This window comes from Enterococcus sp. HMSC076E04, assembly GCF_001814285.1.
GTDB classification, from domain to species: domain Bacteria; phylum Bacillota; class Bacilli; order Lactobacillales; family Enterococcaceae; genus Enterococcus_B; species Enterococcus_B lactis.
The window spans coordinates 1-18636 of the sequence record NZ_KV815553.1 but is presented as its reverse complement, the minus strand read 5'-3'; the positions used below and the strand labels follow the sequence as shown (position 1 = coordinate 18636).

Below are 18636 nucleotides of genomic sequence, written 5' to 3'. Positions count from 1 at the left end.
CGTGTTTAAATTATTTTAAGGGAGTTTAGAGAAAATGTGTAATTCTATTGTCACTATTAAAGAGAAAGCTGAAGAAGAATTAATGAGAATTGAAGCGGAATATAAAGAAAAAAGAAAAGCAATTAAGCGAAAAAAAAATGCAGAGCTTAAAAAATATAAAGAGGAACAAGCGTTAAAATTAGGAATGATGTTGTGCAAATATTATGATTGCTATGATATAAACGAAGTAATAAAAAAAGCGAATTTAAACCAAATTTGTGAATAGGAAAAAGAGTGGTAAGGTAAAACTTGCCACTCTTTTTTTGTGCGCAAAAGCTTTAGTTTCAATGACCAAAACTACGGACGAAACTATGACCAAAAGTAGGTACTATATTATGGCCGAAAATAGGTCGAAAATAGATATTTTTGTAATAGCAAAAAAATATGAGGTGATTTTGAAAGAAAACCAGTTGGCACAGCCAACTTAGCCACCTTCCTTTAGGAAGGTGCTATCAGTTTTCCCTTATGCTCTTTGTATTAATTCCTTGGTCTTGTCTTTAAATCTTTAATTTTCCTTTGGACTTTGATATAATAATATATACCAGATAGATAAAAACAACTTGAAAGAGGTGTGTGTATGGACGTTTCAATCAGAGGAATTGATCCACAATATATAAAAGAGATTGATAAAAAAGTAAATAAAATTCAAGAACGTACCGGAAAAAAGTTTAGTAGGAATGACTATTTTTTAGCAATCATTCGCCAAGATAGCGAGATCGATTTGATTGATTATAAAAAGTCAGAATTTGATTTAGTAGTTGAAAAACTTTTATTGTCAAATGAACAAATGGTAGAAAGTATTAGCGAGTTAACTTCAGTTTATGAACGCTTATTCAATTTTTTAATTAGCGAAAGGAGTGATTTAAATAAATGAACTATCCTTATTTCAAAGTATCAGCAACAGAAGATGTAAAAGAAAAATTCAATAAGTGCTTTGAAGTAAACAAGTCAGTATTTCAAACAAAATCCAATATGTTCCGTTATGTTGTTTCAAATTTACCAATGTTAACAAAAGCCAATCAAAATTTCCGTGATCCAGAAAAAGAAGAGTTAGCTAAAAACTTAGAAGAAGCAAAATTAAAAATTAGCGAACTTGAAACGATAATAGAATTGCAAAAACAGCAACTTGAAAACTTTAATAAAAAAGAAGACAGTACACATAAAGATTATAGTGAACAATTAAATAGTATAGAAGAGTCTGTCTATAAACTATTAATTAATAGTGGATTAGCTAGTAAAGAATTAGAAGAAGAGCGTGCTGAACCGGAAAAAGAAAGTAGTCGTTTGGGAGAGGGAACAATGTTTAGTTCACCGTCATTAAGATTTACAACGGATTGAAAACTAAAAAATTCTAATGCAACTTAGCATTAAGTACAAAACCGCCTGTAGAAAAAATTTTTGAAAATGGTGGGTGATGATATGACTGAACATATCTTTAACAGAAAAAGTGCGAGCATTATCCTTAAAGCAAAATTTGAAACAGGAAAAAGCAAAAAGAATAATCACATGGTAGAACTTCAAAAATTTGTAGATTATATTTCCAGACAAGAGGCTATTAGGCAAGATAAACTAGATCATGATTATTCAGAAGATGAACTAAATGAATTAGCTAGAATAGAAAAAGCTTTGGAAAAAATAGAACAGGAAACAGATCAACCAGTGATTAAAGATTTACGTGAAATGGATAAATATATTGATTATATGACACGTAAAAAAGCTATCTTAGAAAATGTAGATAATGAAATAGTAAACGGAGCATTTAGCAATACAAAAAGATATATCACTAAAAAGGACATTTCAAAAATAAAAGAATCGGTCATAGAAGCAAAAAATAATGGATCGGTGATGTTCCAAGATGTAATTTCATTCGATAATGATTTTTTAGTAAGGGAAGGATATTATAATCCAGAAACAAATGAATTAAATGAAAATGTTCTATATGAAGCAACAAAGTCTATGATGGGAAAAATGCAAGAAAAGGAAGAACTAGTTGATCCTTTTTGGTTTGCAACGATTCACAGAAATACTGAACACATCCATATTCATGTAACAGCTATGGAGCGTAAAAATACTCGTGAAATAATGGAATATGATGGTGTTTTACAAGCTAGAGGTAAAAGAAAACAGTCTACGTTAGATGATATGATTTTTAAATTCGGTAGCAAAATATTAGATAGAACGAACGAATTTGAAAAAATATCTAAATTGAGAAAAGAAGTTCCTTTAGAAATTAAGCAGTCTGTAAAAGATTCTTTGATTCAATTATATGTAGAAAATAATTCAAGATATGACAAAGAATTAGTAAACTACCTAAAGGAATTGAAAAAAGAAATACCTAGTACAACACGTGGCTACAATGAGCTTCCTGAAAAAACAAAAGAAAAGATTGATGAAGTCACAAATTATATGACAAGGGGTAATCCAAAAAGAAAAGAATATGATCGTATGACTAAAGAAATTGATGAGCTTTATCAAACAACTTATGGTAAACGCTATAATCCACAAGAATATTATTTGAATAGAAAAAAAGATTTTAATGCTCGAATGGGTAATGCTGTAGTAGGACAAATTAAACTTTTAAAGCAATCTGAAGAAAAAAATTTGAATAATAATGAACTTAAAAATCTGTTAGACGGAAAAAAATTGAACGTTAAGTTTAATAGGGAAAAACCAGAATTTAAAACGAAATATGCTAGACAACGATATGATGATTTCCAAAAAAGATTAGAAGAACGACAATTAGCACGTGAAAAAAATGAAGTCCACTTCAAGAAGATTTCTGAAAAATTTAAAGATAAAAAGCTTATTATAAAAATTGATAGAGTAATCAATGATGATTTGAAAATGTATCGTGCTAAAAACGATTATGACGTAGCACAACGAATGATAGAACAAGAAAAGATAAGACAAGCATATGAATTTGATGTTAACTAAATAGAATTTGGAGGTTTTTAATGAGCAATTTGAATAGGATCAAAGAAACAGAGAAAATGCTGAAAACGTTAGGAACTGTAGATGACGGTACTGAACTTCTATCGGAAAATTATAGAAATAAAATTTTAAGAGTATATGACTTGTATGAAAATAAATACAACGATATTAGCGATGATACTTTATGTGTATACGTTTATTCTAATGGAACTTATGTAGTAACTAATGAAGATTTGCCGTATACCGTTTATACAATAGAAGAACGTGATCTATTACAAAAATTGTTTGCAAAAACTTCTTTTGAAATTAAGGTAGCTGAAAATAAAAGCTTAGTTAGAAAGTATTTAGCCTATATTGATGTTAGTGCTTCAGCTAATGATTTATCTAAAGTCAAAGAGTTAATTATTAAGTATAGAGATTGTAATGATATTTTTTTATCTGACAAGGTGGAATCAATTATAGGTGACGATGGAAAAATTTATCTTGATAGAAGTAATTAAACTTTATATGAAAGGAGTAAAAAGATATGACCGATTTTAAAACGATTATGGACAAGTTAAGCAATGGAGATTTTCGGGTATTGATTGAACTATACTTAAATGTAACGTCTATGGTCAAAGAGTTTTTATATTCTAATCCCAAAATAGCCTTATTAATAGTTGTAGTACTGATTGTTTTAGCTGCTATTTCTTTTATTAAAAAAATGATTCCGCTATTAATTATAGGTGCTGTATTGATATTGGGTTTGTATTTCCCTGAAGTTTTGGATCAAATAAGAAATATATTTTAGACTTTAAAAGCTTCCAGTAGAAAATTTTGGCCACTGATATTCGTTTTAAGCGGTTTGAAATAGAAACTTGATAGATTATGCTAAGAGACGTTATATAGACGTACAGAGCGAATTAGGAGTTTAAAAATATGTTGGGAAATCACATGACTACTTGTAGTCATTCGTGTTAAACTATTTTAGTAGTAATAAAATATAAGAATTGGAGGAAGTTATTTGACTTCCTTTAATTTACACCTAAAGACTACAAGTAGGAGTAAAAAAATTTAAAAAGCTAAGGCAAACATAACGGAAAAATAAAAAAAGTGATAGACAAAGGACGGCTTATTTGGTTCTTTGTTTTTTGCTATTATTTTCTATAAGAAATTATTTTAAGGGTATCTGTGTATTAGAATGAAAATATGATAATATGAAATTATGTATCAGACCGATAAAAAAGAGGTGCTTATAAATGAAAAAGTTAAGAGTTATTGCAACAATACCTATGATTTTTAGTTTTGCGCTATTATTATCTGCATGTGGCAAAGAAGAAGCTGCTGCTAAGTCAAATGAAGCACATAATATCTCATTCATAGATAGTGCAGAACAAAAAGATTCACGTTGTTGGTTGGTAGTCGAAACAAGTAGTAAAAACAAAACGCCTATTGATAAGAATGAATATGTAAAAGCGGTGATCCAAACTAAAGATGGTAAAGCAAAAGTATTTAAAACGGATATGGAACAGCTTACTTTAGAAAAAGTTTCTAAAATGAGCGATGAAGAAATAATAGAACAAGCATTGAACGCTGATAAACAAAAGTTTAATGATAAGAAAAAAAGCGATATTGATAGCTACAATGCTACTTTAGATTCTGTAAAAACAGAATTAGGTAATGAGGAAAAACAAGAGTTTCAAAATGACCAAAAAATTGCTGATTTTCAAGATAGTATACCTAAAATACAGGCGGATATAGAAGAAATCGATGGTGTTCAATATTCAGAGCCGGAGTGGGAAAAGGTATCAGCAACAATTAAAATGGATAATGAGAATAAATCACCTTCAATGGAAACAATTAAATTATCTTACAAATATTTAGATAGTCCAATTTGGAATTTAAATAGTTTTGGTGAAGTTTCGTCTGAAGGAGAATTATCTTATGAATCTACTAGTATGGATTTGAAGTTATCAATTCCAGTTGCAACAACGAAGGTTTTAGATAATTTTTATTCGGGATATTCTAATGATGAATTGGATCAACTTTTGCTTACTAAAGTAGCTTCTAAAGATAACAAAGTTCTATTAGATAGTAAAGGTAAAAACGTAAGTATAGTTGATTAGGTGGCAAAATAAAAAGGGATAAGATGGTTACTATAACTATCTTATCTCTTTTTTATTTGCATTGATTCAGTGAAACTAGATAGAAGAGTTTTTATATATCTGGTATAATTTAATTAGGTAATTTAGCTTACCTAAAAAAGAAAGGAGATAGAAGATGGCCTATAAAAAAGGAAACTGGAAACCGAAAACGAAGGAGCAAAAACAAAAAGAGTTAGACGATTTAATTGAGGCTTCCAACAGCAAAATCGAGCAATATCAGTCTAACCCTGAAGATATGATCGAGTTTGCCAAGTTCATGTCTAAAATACACAATTACAGTCCTTTAAACCTTTCGTTGATCGATGAGGGATTTGAAGGAGCAATTGCTGTAGCAAGTTATGATGGTTGGAAAAAACTAGGATTTCAAGTTAAAGCGAAAGAAAAGGGGATAGGTATTTATGCACATGCTCCGGTAACGGTTTTTATTGATGAAAATGGTGAGGAAAAGACATTAAAAGAAGCGACAAGTGAGCAAAAAGAAAAAATCAAAAATGGAGAATTAAGAAGCAAAAAAATCAAGCATTTTAAGAAGGGTTACGTATTTGATATTTCCCAAACTAATGCAACGGAAGAAGATTTGCCAAAAATATTTCCTAACAGGGTATGGAATTTTAATATTGATGGTGAATTAAGTGTTAGTCAATTAGAAAAAGGTATAAGTCATTTGGCCGAATCTATGAATATATCTATAAAAGATATGAACGAGTCTGGTAGAGGCGAAATGGGAAGCGCTAGAGGAGAATATATTCAATATGGTGATGGGAGGGAAGAAATTGTATTAAATTCAAGAAATAGTAGAACACAAAATCTTACTACTAGTATTCACGAATTAGCTCACAAAAAGCTTCACAATAAGAATGAACATGGTTCTTCCTACTCAATACCGATTAAGGAGTTTCAGGCGGAAATGACTTCATTTATTGTTTGTCATAATTACGGTATTGATACGTCAGATTTTACTATTCCGTATATTGCAAATTGGACTAAAAATAATGAAAGAATTGATCCAAAAAACTTTAGACAGATAATGCAAGAAGTTAGAGAGACGACTATTGATTTTATAAGTACGATTGATAAGAAAGTACTGGAAGAACAGCAAACAGCATTTAATGCACTAAAAAATTCCTTTGTTCCTAATGAGAATAAAGAGCAGATAAAACAAAAATCAGAGTTAGAATTTCACAATTTCTACGATAGTACAATCGATGATCCGGATAGAAAAATCCATGGTAGTTATTTAGAAGCGATGGTGGATTATTATAGAAAAAAATATGGAGAAAATTCTATTGAGCTTACTCATAGAAATTATGATGTTACAGCTAAAATAGGAGAAAATTATGTGACATATTATTCAGATACGAAACAATTTGATGTATGTGATGTTTACGGTGTAGTTTTTGAGAATCCAAGTGAAAATAAAAATGATCGCTTATTACTAGATCGATCACCTGAAAATTGCGATTATGTCGAAAAGTTTGTTTTAGAAAGTTTGAAAGCTTGTGAGAATCATGAAATAAAAAATGATATGTTAAAATTAAGCGAACCGTTGAGATCGGTTGTTGTAAATGAAGCGGTTTATAATCTATCTGAAAATGCTAACAATTACTACAATGAAAAATGTTGGCAAAAAGAAATTGAAAATCAAACAAATATTAACGATATAAAAGAATTAAACTCTTGTATGACTGCGGAAAATTTTTATGAATCTCATAAGCAAGAAATCGAAAATACGATTACAGATTTTGAATCTGTATCAGGAACAAATTTAAGAGATACAATAGATAATGATTCATATAAAGAGGTGGCTTCAGTAGTAGCTTATAAATTGGTTGCAACTAAAGTAAAATATGAAATGGATGAAGGAACTTTCAAGATACCAGAAAATTCTAACTTGGAAAAGCCGACTGTAAAAACAGCAGAACATTCTTTTGAAATGGAGTGAAAAAAATTATGAGTAATGAACAAAATTATGAAACAGGCGGAAATTATCGCCTGTTTCATGGAAGTATGAATAAATTTGATGAATTTAGTTTAGATCATAAAGGTTTAAACGGAACAGCTAATGGATTTGGTGTGTACTTAACACCTAATAAAGAAATGGCGACAATGTACGCTGAGCAAGGTAGTAACGGAAATAATGGTTTCGTATATGAAGTAAATGTTGAATTAGAGAAGCCGATTTCTATGAATGAACGCACTATTACTGATGAAGAGCTTTCTAAAGTAATAGATAAATTACAAGAAAGTAATGATATTTTAAATGATTACAATGATGTTAGTTATTACGGAGAAAAAGTTGTAAAAAGAGAAGTGATTGCTTCTCTTAGTGAGAATGAAAATGACGTAGATTTGATTAACGACATTGGAAATACCATTGGAGATCATGAAGCTACTGCTAAGGCATTTTATGACGTTGGGAAATATACACATATTATTGCGGAAGAACAGTTAAGACAAAAGGATGTAGTTATCGTAGTGTTACAGCCTGATAAAGTAAAGATTGAAACTATTCACGATTTAAACGAGGAACGGAATAGCTTAGAAAGTAGTGAGGACATGACAGATAAATTTATTGGGCATAAGGTTTCGGAAGTTCCCATTCGAGAAGTTGTGATAAAAGATTTTGAGCAAGAGCTAGAAACAACTAACTATTATGATAAACAAGCTTGGCAAGAGCGCATTGAATATTTAGAAAACGTGGAAGAACCAGTTTCCAGATTAGCATTAGATAGTGATATTAATGAATTTTATGACAGTCATAAAGAAGAAATTGAAACGAAATTGACAAATTTATCCGAAAAGTTAGAGATCGATAAAGAAGAACTGCTAGGTATTCCAGTAGATACTTCTTCTACGGAATACCAAAAAGCTACGTCTATCATGGCTTATAACGGTGCAATGAGAGAAATTTATAATGAAATTGAAAATGATACGTTTGAAATACCATCTGTTTCTGAAGAAATGGAAAATAAGATTTTGAAATTGACTAATTTTGAAAATACAACAAAATTTGAAATGGAGTAGATAAATGAATGATAGAACAAGAAAATAGAAATTTTTTAGAAACGCAAGGTGAATATCACCAAATTAATAATAGTCATTTTGTAATTTGTGAAGATGTACAAATCGCTTTTAAAATGGCTTTGAAGTACGGAAAAAGTGTTAGAAAAAAAATAATTAGAGAAAAAAAGAGCAAGAAGATAGGCTTTTGGGAGTTATCACTTAGAGACGGATTAAATTATATTTTCTGTACACAGGATTATTATGAAGAATACAAATGTACTTTATAAAAAAATGATTTTCACTTAATAGTGGGGTTGTCTATTTGGATGGAGTATGTGGAATAAATTTCCGATAGAGGAGGTGTCTATTTGGAATTGAAAGAAGCGAAAAAAGTCAGTATTGTTGATTTTTGTAAACAAAATGGGATAGGTTTAAAGCAAGATTCAAGGGAATACTATAGATTAGAAGATCATGATTCTTGTGTAATCAGTGATCGCAAAAACCTTTTTAAATGGAACTCAAAGGATTTAGGGGGAGATATTTTTGATTTTATCAAAGCCTACTATGATTGTTCATTTAAAGAAGCAAAACAGAAACTTGAAGATAGTGATTATGAAGTTCATTCGTTCAATACAAAAGTGAAAAAAGCTCCGTACCAATATCAGAAAGAAAATGAAGTGCCGGTATCTGTTGCAAAGTCTTATTTAGTAAATGAGAGAAGAATTGATACAGCTTTAGTGGAAGATTTTTTATCTAAAGGACTAATTAAACAAGACAAAAAAGGAAATGTTTTGTTCTTATGGAAAAAAGATCAAGAAATCGTTGGGTGTACGGAACAAGGAACTAGAAAATTTTTTCATGAAGGCAAACAAAAGGATGTTACATGGAAAAAAATACAAGAAAACTCTAAAGAGTATTCAGGATTTAACGTAACTTTTGGCCAACCAGATAAAATGTATTTTTTTGAAAGTGAAATAGATTTGATGTCGTACATTACACAAAAGCCAGAAAAAGCCGAAAATGCTACGTTTGTTAGCATGAATGGATTAAAGGTAGGTAATGTATTGCATGGGGTTACAGAGCATTATAATAAGTTTAAATCATTGCCTTCAGAAACAGTCCTTTGTGTTGATAATGATAAAGCCGGACGTACTTTTATTGAAACAGAATTTAAAGAAAAAGGAATTGGAAGAGAAGGGATAGGGATCAGTGAAGTAAAAGTCGATGTACCTTTGCGAGAGGGATTTGATTGGAATGATAATTTAACAAGAGGAAAAGAAGCATTTAAACGCTTCAAGTTAGAAGATGTATCAAAAATCGTGAACTTCACACATAAATTATCTCTTAATACTCCTGTATATGAAATGGAATAAAGAGAAGAAAGTAGCTGATGTGTTATGAACGATACAATAGCAATCTTATCTGATTCATTAATTGATTTAGATAAGATGTCTACAGACTATATGATTATTGAAGAACAACTTAAAAATAAAAATCCAGAGTTCGATATTCAAGAAAAATCATTGCGGATTGAATTGCCAAAAATCAAACAAAAAAAAATAATAACCATTCTCTTTGAGATTATTGAACGATATGGACTTACTTATTATCAAATTTGGACGGATAAGAAAGATGGCCAATATACAAAAGGGGTAAGCATAGAAGCAGTTAGAGAAGACGATCAAGTAAGTATTAAAGCAGTTCAACCCTTGATGGGGTATAACGAAGAATTGTTGAGTTGTTTAAACGTCTAGTGTAAACTAGGCGTTTTTTTACATTTTTTGACTACGAATAGACAGTTAATTAAATTAAAGAAAAATATTGACTACAAGTAGTCGTTGTCGTATGATGTATCTGTAGACTACAAGTAGTCAATAGTTTAAATATTTGATTTAATAAAAAGGAGAGATAATAGATGGAGCAGACAAGAATGTTTTGGTCAGATCGAATGCAAGATTACTTGGATTGTATTTACAAAACCAGAGGGCAATTAAATAAGTTAGATACTGTCAGATATTATTTTTCCTACTTAAATGAGAATGAAAAACAAAGATGGGATATTTTTCATGATGGTAATTACGAAGAATTTTTTTACACTGAAAGTTAATTATTTGTTGAAATGATGAAGGATTCTATTCGATGAAAGGGAACGGAAAAACGTTCTCCTAAAAAATATTCAAATGACTACAAGTAGTCATAAGAGGGGGGCGAAATAATGGTAAAAAAAAAAGAAACGTTCAAAGTAGGGATGGAAGTACAGGGTATTGTTATTGGGAGCGGAGAGCTTATTGAGGGAGAAGTAATTAGTTTGCTAGCTAATGTAGCGGTAGTTAAAGCAATCGGAAAAGCACCAGTAGTAATAAAAAAATGCAGCATGATGTGTCTTGATGATCTAAACAATACAATAACTCAACGCTTTGAGAACGTGATATAATATAAAAAAGAAGAAGATTTTCTATTGGGAGAGATGATTATGAAAGACTATGCTTCACGCAAATTTATCCACTTAGAACCTATGAAAGAATTGGTTATTAATGAGAATGAATATAATGATTACAAATCCTTATTTGTAAAGGAACAGCCCAGAGGCGGAATTAGGATGAAGAATTTGCCGGACTTCCGTCTTATTGAAGTAAACAATTTAGGGATTATAGAATCCTATTTAGATAAGTTAGATGAAGCGGTAAAACAATCAATTGAAAAAAATGGTGAGGATCATATACTTACGGTTGTTTTAAAAGACTTGAAAGATAGACTAGAAGCTGAAGCAGAGTACTTTAATATAGACGAATAAGAGAAGGGAATGAGAGCTATGACAGAGGCTGTAAAAGAATTAAAGAAAATGTATCCTGATGTTTTGAATATGACTGTAGATGATTTTCACGAAGCTTTAAAAAATGCAGAAAGTGAGGAAGAGAGGACTTTCTACCTTGTACTTTCTAGTTATGTGACACGAGTAGATCAAAAAAAAGTAATTAATCAGAAAGATTTTAAAATATGATTTTAGAAAATGATAAACCATATTATGTAGTTATTGGGGGCGTTAATGGCGCCGGTAAATCTACGATTTATCAAATTCAAAATTCAAAAAGAAAAGAACTTGATACTGATAGAATTAATGCAGATGAAATTTTGAGGCGTTTTGGAGGAAATTGGAATAAACAAGCAGATATAAACAAAAGTATGCGTGAAGTTCTGAGAGAGATCGAAGGTCATTTTAAAGAAGGAAAATCTTTTCACCATGAAACGACTTTTGGCGGTAATCCATATCCCGATAAAAAGAGGCTTATAAATGCTAAAAAATTAGGTTATGAATCGTTTTTAATCTATATAGGACTAGATTCACCAGAAAGAGCGATTGAAAGGGTTAAAAGCCGTGTTGCTAAAGGTGGCCACGGTGTACCTGAAGATTTAATAAGAAAAAGATACGAATTTTCTTTAAGAAACTTAGCAGAGTTAGAAAAATATTTTGATAATGTAAGTATCTATGATAATTCAGATGAGTTTTCTTATATTTATGTTAAAGAAAATCATACAGTTGTAGCCAATAATACGCAAGAATATGCTTGGGTTCCCAAAGCTATTCAAGATAAAAGTGCTGAAACTCCTATAAGCAAACAAATTATGATGGATATATCCCAAGAAGAGATGAACCCAAAAGAAACTCTTGAAAGAATATATTTAGCAAGTGACAATTTTATTAGTGATCGTTTTTTAAAAGCAGAGCAAGTTGATAATTTTTATTTGAACCATAAGAATGAAATCAAGGAACGGGTTCTAGCAATTAGTTTTTCTACAGGGGTATCTGAAGATGAATTAGTAGGTCAAGATAAAAAAAGAAATTCTTGTAAGCTAGCATATATTAATAGTTTAGGCGAGCTTTTAGAAAAAACTCATAGACAGCTATCAGGTATGGAAGTAAAAAGAGATAGAAATATAAAAAAATCTGATTTAGAAATGGAATAAAGTAAAACGTAGGTCGATTTTTCATGCCTGCGTTTCATTTTATTCACATGACTACAAGTAGACTTTTTGTTCCGAAAACAAGAATTCGATAGATTTATTAATATTTCTAGGGATTAAAAAAAGTGGTCGGATAGTGTTACATAAGGGTATACCCTATTGTGACACTGATGGAAATGCGATATAATAGGATTGAGGGGTGTCACACAAGGGTGTGACATAAAGAGAGGTGGATATACTGAAGATAGAATAGAAAAATTGTTGTATTTTAAAAAATAAAAATTGAGAGTTGATAAACTCACGAAAAAATTCCTAGTTTGTTTGACTAGAGTAAATAAAGTTATTTGTAGGTGTAAAAATATGTTAGTAGGATATGCAAGAGTTAGTTCAGACGATCAAAACCTAGAACGACAACTTGAAGAATTTAAACGTGTGGGTGTCGAAAAAGTATTTGCTGAAAAAAAATCAGGTCGTAATACAGCTGAACGGCCAGAGTTTAATAAAATGCTAGCATTTGTTAGAGAAGGAGATACTCTTGTCTTTGAGTCTCTTGAACGATTAGGAAGAAATTCTGATGAAATATTAGATACTGTATCTTTTATAGATAAAAACGGAATGAGTCTTATGGTGTTGAATTTGCCGATTTTAGATACTAAGTTTGGCGATCCTAATTTAGAAAAGCTTGTCCGAAGTTTGGTTATTAGTATTTTTTCTTGGACGGCACAAAATGAAAGAGAAGAAATAAAGAGAAAACAAAAACAAGGCATAGCTATTGCCAAAAGGAAGGGTTACTACAAAGGGAAACCTTATGAGTATTCAGAAAATGCAAGAAATCCACAAAAAAGATTTATTTATAATGAAATTGTTAGAATGTTAGGTGAAGGATTACCGATCAAAAAAATCTCGGAAAAAACAGGCACAAATAGAAACTTAGTCTATAGAATAAAAAAAAGAATAAGTGAATCTAATTGATTCTAAGTTGTTTAGGAAATCAAGGTCACCAGAGGACGATTCTAAGCCTTTTTCGAGCTTTTAAGATGTACAATTATGCAAAGAAACCTTTTGATGAAAGAGTATGATAGTTTGCTAACGGAGGAAACAGCCTACAAATGGGGCTATCAAGGAGGATTTTTATGGGATTTGATTTACTTGTATATAGTGGAAACAAAGAAAAGTGGTGTGAAAAATCATTCGACTGCTTCGCTCAAATTCACTCTCATTACGGGAGTAAAAAAAGCGACATTCTACTTTCCCTTTTAAAAATTACTTTAGAATCAACTGCTGATGTGAAAGAAGAAGATTGGGAAGGATTAGATTACGATGGAACAACAACCCTTTCAAATGTGAAAAATGCAAAAAACAAACTGCAAGTTCAATCACAAAGCTTAGGATTAAGCCTAGAAGCTAAAGAAAAAATTGAAAACTTTTTAGACACGATTATTGATTTAGCAGATTCTGAAAAACTTTACCTATCTTGGGGTTGAACAAAAGATGGAGAAATGCGAATGACCAAGAAAAGATATAGCTTCCATTTTCTGATAAAAACAGGAACACTCATACTAACTGTTGTGTAATCAGATTCAACTTGACGGAGGAAAAGATCGGACAATTTAGTCCACTATCCACCAAAACAAACTAATTAATGGTGATTTAATAAGGAGGTAGTAAGAAATGGCGAATGTGATGAATAACGGAAAAGAAATAAAAACAGTAGAAAACGGTGCAAAAATAATAGTTGATTCAAAGGGTTATTTAACAAACAGTGCAGACTCGAAAGATAAAGGATACCCAGTTAAAACAGTTTCTTTAGAAAAGGATAAATTCAGTCGTTTTGATCCATACAAAGCTTTGATAGAACTGGCTGAAGAAGATCCGGTTAAATTTGAGAGGGTTTCAAATGAGTTAGAAGACATTATCAAAACGGAAGAAGGAATTATGAACGAAGATGGATTTATCAGCAATAGACAGAAATAATGGAGTGGGGAAATGGTTATTAATATTCTACTTTCAATAATATCATTACTAATCTTTATAGTTTTTCCACTGATCGTTTATTTCGCAAGTGGAAAAGTCGTAGATTTTTTAATTAATAAAAAAGGTTTATCGGCTGAGAATAAGAAAATATTACCGTATGGAAAAAGAGCTGCGATTGTAAAAGATGAAATTGAAATATTTAATAATAAAAATATGTGGTGGAGAATAACTATAACTTTATTATCTATTCCTGTTGCAATTATAGTAGCGAATTTGGTTTTAATTTACGCCATTAATAGATGACAGAAATACTAGCGTGAGGAGGTGTAATTTTGAGGGAAATAGATATAGATTTTACCGATGTAGAATTTGGGTATTTCATTAGTGTTATACTCGTTGATAATTGGGAAATTGAAAAAGGAATGATCGAAGAACCGATTTTCGGCAAGAACAGTCAGTATTATTTTATTCTAGGGGATAATTTTGATTCGAGTGATATTGCTATGTTTATTTCAGATGCAAAAGAAAATGTTATGGAAAAAATATCATACGAAACAATAAAAGATATACACCAGCATATTGAAATATATAGAGATGTACGCTCAAACGAGTTTGTTGGTATTGTAAAAATGAAGTAGATGATCTAATAGGAAAGGAGGAAGAATTTAAATGCAATTAAAAAATAGAATTGAAGTAGAAACCCCTTATTATTTTAAAGGATCAAGTTGCTTATCATTGTTTATTGAACAGGTCGAAGGAGAACATGATCAATACAATCTCAGCAGTGAATATGAGCGCTTGTTTACTGGAATTCCTTTTGGGGAAGTAATTAATGAATACAAAAAAATAAAAAGCGACTTTTATGCTTGAAGTTCATGATTGACAGAAATTATAGAATGGAGAGACTTTATCATGATGGGAAAAAAGCAGCTGGAAGGCTTCCTTAAGACATTTTCGAACAACAAATCTAAAGAGATTATCTTATATGATCCTAAAAATCAAAATCAGATAGTTTCAGAACTCAACAAAAAGCAGCAAGAGCTATTAGACGATTTAAAACATGTTTACAGTTGGCAACACAGCCATGCTTGGGACTTATTCTACTACTTGGTTGATAAGGATACCCAGATGTTTGATGAAGAAACAATTAACAATTTTATGACTATGTCTGAAGATGAATCTCTTGCAGTCCAGATTATATTCAGTCAATGGGTTTTATCGCCAAGAGAATGATTCCACTATCCACCAAAATAGTTGATTAGTGGAAGAGATAGTGGAAACGGAGAGCTGAGTATGAATAAAGGAAAATATGCTTTATTTGTTAAAACAAGTGGACTAAGCGGATTCTATTGTGGTTATTGGAGTCAGTTTTACGGTATGGAGCAGTATCCTGTGATAGTTGACAGCATACATGAAAACTCAACATATAAGTCTAAGAAAGTTAAAACTTACACTTCTTATAAACGAGCTATCAATGGTGCAAAATCTTGTCTCAATAGTATTGGTTGGGATTGGCAAGTAAAGATTGTTGAATTGACGGATTGTATTGATACTGGCTTTGATCTTCAATATTTTGGGAAACATATTGCGCCTGCATATGATCCGCAAGGTAAAGCTATAGAAGAGAGTTTAAGTTGGTAGGTAATCGACAGAAATAATGGAATGGGGGATGGAAATGCCACAAATTAGAGTTGAATGTAGATATTGCGATAATCCTTGCAAACCTAGAAACGTTGATGGTGACTTAGTATGCAGTAATTGCGGTGCCGAGTGGGCTTCAGCAAAATGTGAAATCAAAGTTTCTGATCGGGAATTAGAGCGTGAATGTAAAGAACAAGCCGAATTCGATCAGTGGATGGCACAGTATGGCGAAGATTAAAGAGTGAGAATATGGGGGAGCTTATTTATTTAGTATTATACTTAATAGGAAAATCGACTGATTTTGTATACAACAATAATATAATATTTATATTGTTCTTAATGGTCTGTATTATCATGTTTGATGTCTATGATTTATTAATTCATAGAAACGAAAATAGCAATGTTGGCAGAGTTATAATCACAAACTTAATACTAATTACTATCGGTATTACAACATTAACGAATAAAGCATTAATATCCAGTATGATTTTAATAGTTTTTGACTTTATTATCATTTATAGCTTGCTATTTTTAGTCAAGAAAGTAACTGAATATTTTAATCGATAGGCACTAAAAAATTTTAACATAGGTTGAATAATAGCAATAAATCATACAAAATAGAAATGTAGTCTTGTTAAGCGTCTTGACTATCTAATTTTGAATGAGGAGGGTTGTATATATATATATAAGGTAGTTAAGTTCGTAGATCAAAAGGCTACGAAGGAGAATAAAGAATGACAGCTATTTATAAAGCACTAAAAAATTCTAACGTATCAGAGTACGTTAAGTCGAGAGTATTAAATAATAATTTAGATTATATTTTGGAAAATGGTGTTGCTGATTTAATCAGCAAATTAAGTGATCCTATTGATATAGATCATTTGGTGGTGTGGCAAGATGGCACTTTAGAAGTATCAATATATGGAAAATTCTATAGTAGAAATAAAGTAACTACATTCAAAAATAGTATAAGTGGTCGGGAAGATTTAAAAGGAATCAATAAAAATAGTAAATTCTATAGAACAAATAAAGAGTTGCTAGAAAAAATTTCAAAGCGTGTTTCTCAATTGGTAAATCCATTTTCAAAAAAACGTAGTAAAGAACTTTTTGGAATATTCTATGATGGATTCAATGCAAAAAGCAATGTAGAAAAATTTTTTTATTTTAATGATTCAGCTTATATTGCGGTTAAAGACAGTAAAAGAATTCCTGAAACAACTTTAGAATATTTAGAGCCAATTAAATTATCCGTTTTTTATTCACTTTATGAGAAAGAAATTGCTAATGAAGCGATTTAAGGGCAGTAGAGTGAGTAAAAAAGTAGGCAAAGAGTTATTATCGCTAGGATTAAAAAAAGAAATTGTTAAATTTAAAAATATGTATAGAGAACCGGAATTTAGACTCATTTTTCAATTAGATATAGTGAGAGGTCTCAAAATTAGTTTTAGTTGCTTAGGTTATCTGGTCTGGCTATTCATTGCTAGAGTAGGATGGAGTAATGCTTATAGCTTTTATAAACTGTTTTCCGGAACTGATCGATTAAAAGAATCGCTAGAGGTGAAAGAAGCTTTAAATAATTTGGGAAGTATAGCTTTTAGTCTATTCATTTTTGCTTTATTTATCTTACAAGTAGGAAAAATCATGATGTCAACAAATGATAATTATATTGACTATTTGAAGCCTTTTCAAAAAGGGATAAAAACTATTTGTAGACAAGGCACTGTTTTATTTCTACTTGGTCTATATGAGCATGAAGTTCATTTTCAAAATTATTATAATACGACAGCTAAACTTGGTTCGTTTTTACTCCTATATTTAGTTAGTAGTATAGCTGAAAAAATACTGTTTAAATATATTGTAAAGCAAGTCTTTTCAGATATTCAAAAGGAAAGCTACTGCTTAAAAACACCGTATGGGAATTTAAAAAATGTTGATTTGTTTTTGTTTAAAATAGATAGTAAGTGGGATAAATATATCTATAGAAGTAAAGAAGTATTTTTAACTGGTAGTTATAACGAAATCCTTCAAGTGAGCTTGTATGACACAGGAGCAATATTTAATAATGAACCTATGGTTTTGAAAGATTTCTTTGGAGATTATGAATTGATTTGGAATCCAAAACAGTTTAGTGAACAGGGGGCAGAAAATGAATTTGCTGAAGTTCCCTAACATAGTGTACAGAAAAACACTATCTGAAAGAAGATCACCGTCTAAAGAAATTATAAAAACAATCTGGCCTTACAGGAGACTAACAAAAGATTGCGAAAAAAAGGAAAGACAATGAAAATGTCTTTCCTTTTTATTTGACTACAAGTAGCCTGTAAATGGAGTTTTCAAAAGACTACAAGTAGTCTTTTTTGCGAAAATAAAGAGTCAACGAAAGCTACCAACGATCGTTGACTCGCAAGACTGTTCGTAGTAAGAAAAACTTTGGCAATCCACGAAGTCTTTATTTCATAATTTATATATATGATTATACAGCCATTGTCTCAATTTTGCAAGTAAAAAAGTTAAGAAAAATTGTTTAAGCGTTTACTTAAAATAATCTTTAGATACAAATTTAAGCGATTGGAAACATGACTACAAGTAGCCAAAATCTTTCATTCAACGTTGACTACAAGTAGTCAGAATGGTATAATATGTATATCAAGAGAGGAGAAATAGAAATGTATAACGTAGGGGATCAAATAGATGAGGTTGTAAAAATAGGCAATGTTAAACTTGATAAAAGTAAGTACTATATTTCAGAAACTGAAATAACATTCAATACTGAATCAGGATGTACTCTAATTTGGAGATTGCCTTTTCCAAAAGACGAAGCAACACTGAAAGAAATAAATACTTTAAAGATTAGATATTGCATTTATGAAGTTATTGATAAAAATACTTATGTTATCACTCAAGTAAAAGGGAGCGTCAATAATTTTGTGTAAATAACTCG

29 protein-coding genes are annotated in these 18636 nt (G+C 30.6%); all 29 read left to right on the top strand.

Features of this window, described 5'->3' with window-relative positions; all coding sequences use genetic code 11:
- Positions 1-34 precede the first annotated feature (34 nt).
- Entirely contained in the window at positions 35-265 is a 231-nt protein-coding gene (locus HMPREF2961_RS00345; protein ID WP_070703649.1) for a hypothetical protein, read from the top strand.
- 351 nt (positions 266-616) lie between these two features.
- Positions 617-913, top strand: a complete 297-nt coding sequence (locus HMPREF2961_RS00335; protein ID WP_070703647.1) for a hypothetical protein — start codon at positions 617-619, stop codon at positions 911-913.
- Positions 910-1377, top strand: coding sequence for a hypothetical protein (locus tag HMPREF2961_RS00330; protein WP_070703645.1), 468 nt, complete (start codon positions 910-912; stop codon positions 1375-1377). Before HMPREF2961_RS00335 ends, HMPREF2961_RS00330 begins: the two co-directional genes overlap by 4 nt.
- Before the next feature lie 81 nt (positions 1378-1458).
- Positions 1459-2973, top strand: coding sequence for a MobP2 family relaxase (mobP2, locus tag HMPREF2961_RS00325; RefSeq protein WP_256277944.1), 1515 nt, complete (start codon positions 1459-1461; stop codon positions 2971-2973).
- Positions 2974-2993: 20 nt separating this feature from the next.
- Complete coding sequence (locus tag HMPREF2961_RS00320; RefSeq protein ID WP_070703641.1) at positions 2994-3470, top strand: hypothetical protein; 477 nt, start codon at positions 2994-2996, stop codon at positions 3468-3470.
- Positions 3471-3496: 26 nt separating this feature from the next.
- Positions 3497-3760, top strand: coding sequence for a hypothetical protein (locus HMPREF2961_RS00315; protein WP_070703639.1), 264 nt, complete (start codon positions 3497-3499; stop codon positions 3758-3760).
- Between the two features lie 448 nt (positions 3761-4208).
- Positions 4209-5075, top strand: coding sequence for a hypothetical protein (locus HMPREF2961_RS00310; RefSeq protein ID WP_070703637.1), 867 nt, complete (start codon positions 4209-4211; stop codon positions 5073-5075).
- Between the two features lie 154 nt (positions 5076-5229).
- Positions 5230-7056 (top strand): ArdC-like ssDNA-binding domain-containing protein, encoded by a 1827-nt coding sequence (locus HMPREF2961_RS00305; RefSeq protein WP_070703635.1) that lies wholly within the window; start codon positions 5230-5232, stop codon positions 7054-7056.
- 8 nt (positions 7057-7064) lie between these two features.
- Entirely contained in the window at positions 7065-8138 is a 1074-nt protein-coding gene (locus HMPREF2961_RS00300) for an ADP-ribosyltransferase-containing protein (protein ID WP_070703633.1), read from the top strand.
- Between the two features lie 8 nt (positions 8139-8146).
- Positions 8147-8404, top strand: coding sequence for a hypothetical protein (locus tag HMPREF2961_RS00295; RefSeq protein WP_070703631.1), 258 nt, complete (start codon positions 8147-8149; stop codon positions 8402-8404).
- An 81-nt stretch (positions 8405-8485) separates the two neighbouring features.
- A complete protein-coding gene (locus HMPREF2961_RS00290; protein ID WP_011377378.1) occupies positions 8486-9490 on the top strand; it encodes a DUF3991 domain-containing protein in 1005 nt (334 codons plus the stop codon).
- A gap of 24 nt (positions 9491-9514) precedes the next feature.
- A complete protein-coding gene (locus HMPREF2961_RS00285; RefSeq protein ID WP_070703629.1) occupies positions 9515-9871 on the top strand; it encodes a hypothetical protein in 357 nt (118 codons plus the stop codon).
- A gap of 161 nt (positions 9872-10032) precedes the next feature.
- Complete coding sequence (locus tag HMPREF2961_RS00280) at positions 10033-10224, top strand: hypothetical protein (RefSeq protein ID WP_070703627.1); 192 nt, start codon at positions 10033-10035, stop codon at positions 10222-10224.
- Positions 10225-10332: 108 nt separating this feature from the next.
- Entirely contained in the window at positions 10333-10551 is a 219-nt protein-coding gene (locus tag HMPREF2961_RS00275; protein ID WP_070703625.1) for a hypothetical protein, read from the top strand.
- A gap of 33 nt (positions 10552-10584) precedes the next feature.
- A complete protein-coding gene (locus HMPREF2961_RS00270; protein WP_256277950.1) occupies positions 10585-10911 on the top strand; it encodes a hypothetical protein in 327 nt (108 codons plus the stop codon).
- A gap of 9 nt (positions 10912-10920) precedes the next feature.
- Complete coding sequence (locus tag HMPREF2961_RS00265) at positions 10921-11118, top strand: hypothetical protein (RefSeq protein ID WP_070703621.1); 198 nt, start codon at positions 10921-10923, stop codon at positions 11116-11118.
- Positions 11115-12083 carry an ATPase gene (locus tag HMPREF2961_RS00260; protein ID WP_070703619.1) on the top strand — a complete coding sequence of 323 codons (969 nt, stop codon included), beginning with the start codon at positions 11115-11117 and terminating at the stop codon, positions 12081-12083. The genes HMPREF2961_RS00265 and HMPREF2961_RS00260 overlap by 4 nt, the downstream gene beginning before the upstream one ends.
- A gap of 357 nt (positions 12084-12440) precedes the next feature.
- Positions 12441-13052: a recombinase family protein gene (locus HMPREF2961_RS00255; protein ID WP_070703617.1), complete on the top strand. Its 612-nt coding sequence runs from the start codon at positions 12441-12443 to the stop codon at positions 13050-13052.
- Positions 13053-13213: 161 nt separating this feature from the next.
- The gene (locus HMPREF2961_RS00250) at positions 13214-13564 is read left to right on the top strand and encodes a hypothetical protein (protein WP_256277943.1); all 351 of its coding nucleotides are present in this window, start codon (positions 13214-13216) and stop codon (positions 13562-13564) included.
- A gap of 187 nt (positions 13565-13751) precedes the next feature.
- The gene (locus HMPREF2961_RS00245; RefSeq protein ID WP_070703613.1) at positions 13752-14054 is read left to right on the top strand and encodes a hypothetical protein; all 303 of its coding nucleotides are present in this window, start codon (positions 13752-13754) and stop codon (positions 14052-14054) included.
- Positions 14055-14066: 12 nt separating this feature from the next.
- A complete protein-coding gene (locus tag HMPREF2961_RS00240; RefSeq protein WP_070703611.1) occupies positions 14067-14357 on the top strand; it encodes a hypothetical protein in 291 nt (96 codons plus the stop codon).
- Between the two features lie 29 nt (positions 14358-14386).
- Positions 14387-14692, top strand: coding sequence for a hypothetical protein (locus tag HMPREF2961_RS00235; protein ID WP_070703609.1), 306 nt, complete (start codon positions 14387-14389; stop codon positions 14690-14692).
- A gap of 31 nt (positions 14693-14723) precedes the next feature.
- Positions 14724-14924, top strand: coding sequence for a hypothetical protein (locus tag HMPREF2961_RS00230; protein ID WP_070703607.1), 201 nt, complete (start codon positions 14724-14726; stop codon positions 14922-14924).
- Between the two features lie 9 nt (positions 14925-14933).
- On the top strand, positions 14934-15287 hold the full coding sequence (locus HMPREF2961_RS00225) for a hypothetical protein (RefSeq protein ID WP_176747391.1): 354 nt from the start codon (positions 14934-14936) through the stop codon (positions 15285-15287).
- A gap of 60 nt (positions 15288-15347) precedes the next feature.
- Complete coding sequence (locus tag HMPREF2961_RS00220; RefSeq protein WP_070703603.1) at positions 15348-15695, top strand: hypothetical protein; 348 nt, start codon at positions 15348-15350, stop codon at positions 15693-15695.
- 34 nt (positions 15696-15729) lie between these two features.
- Positions 15730-15933: a hypothetical protein gene (locus HMPREF2961_RS00215; protein WP_070703601.1), complete on the top strand. Its 204-nt coding sequence runs from the start codon at positions 15730-15732 to the stop codon at positions 15931-15933.
- A gap of 496 nt (positions 15934-16429) precedes the next feature.
- Complete coding sequence (locus HMPREF2961_RS00205) at positions 16430-16993, top strand: hypothetical protein (protein ID WP_070703597.1); 564 nt, start codon at positions 16430-16432, stop codon at positions 16991-16993.
- Positions 16994-17003: 10 nt separating this feature from the next.
- Positions 17004-17864, top strand: coding sequence for a conjugal transfer protein TraA (locus tag HMPREF2961_RS00200; protein WP_256277942.1), 861 nt, complete (start codon positions 17004-17006; stop codon positions 17862-17864).
- 497 nt (positions 17865-18361) lie between these two features.
- Positions 18362-18628 carry a hypothetical protein gene (locus HMPREF2961_RS00195; protein WP_070703593.1) on the top strand — a complete coding sequence of 89 codons (267 nt, stop codon included), beginning with the start codon at positions 18362-18364 and terminating at the stop codon, positions 18626-18628.
- Positions 18629-18636 lie beyond the last annotated feature (8 nt).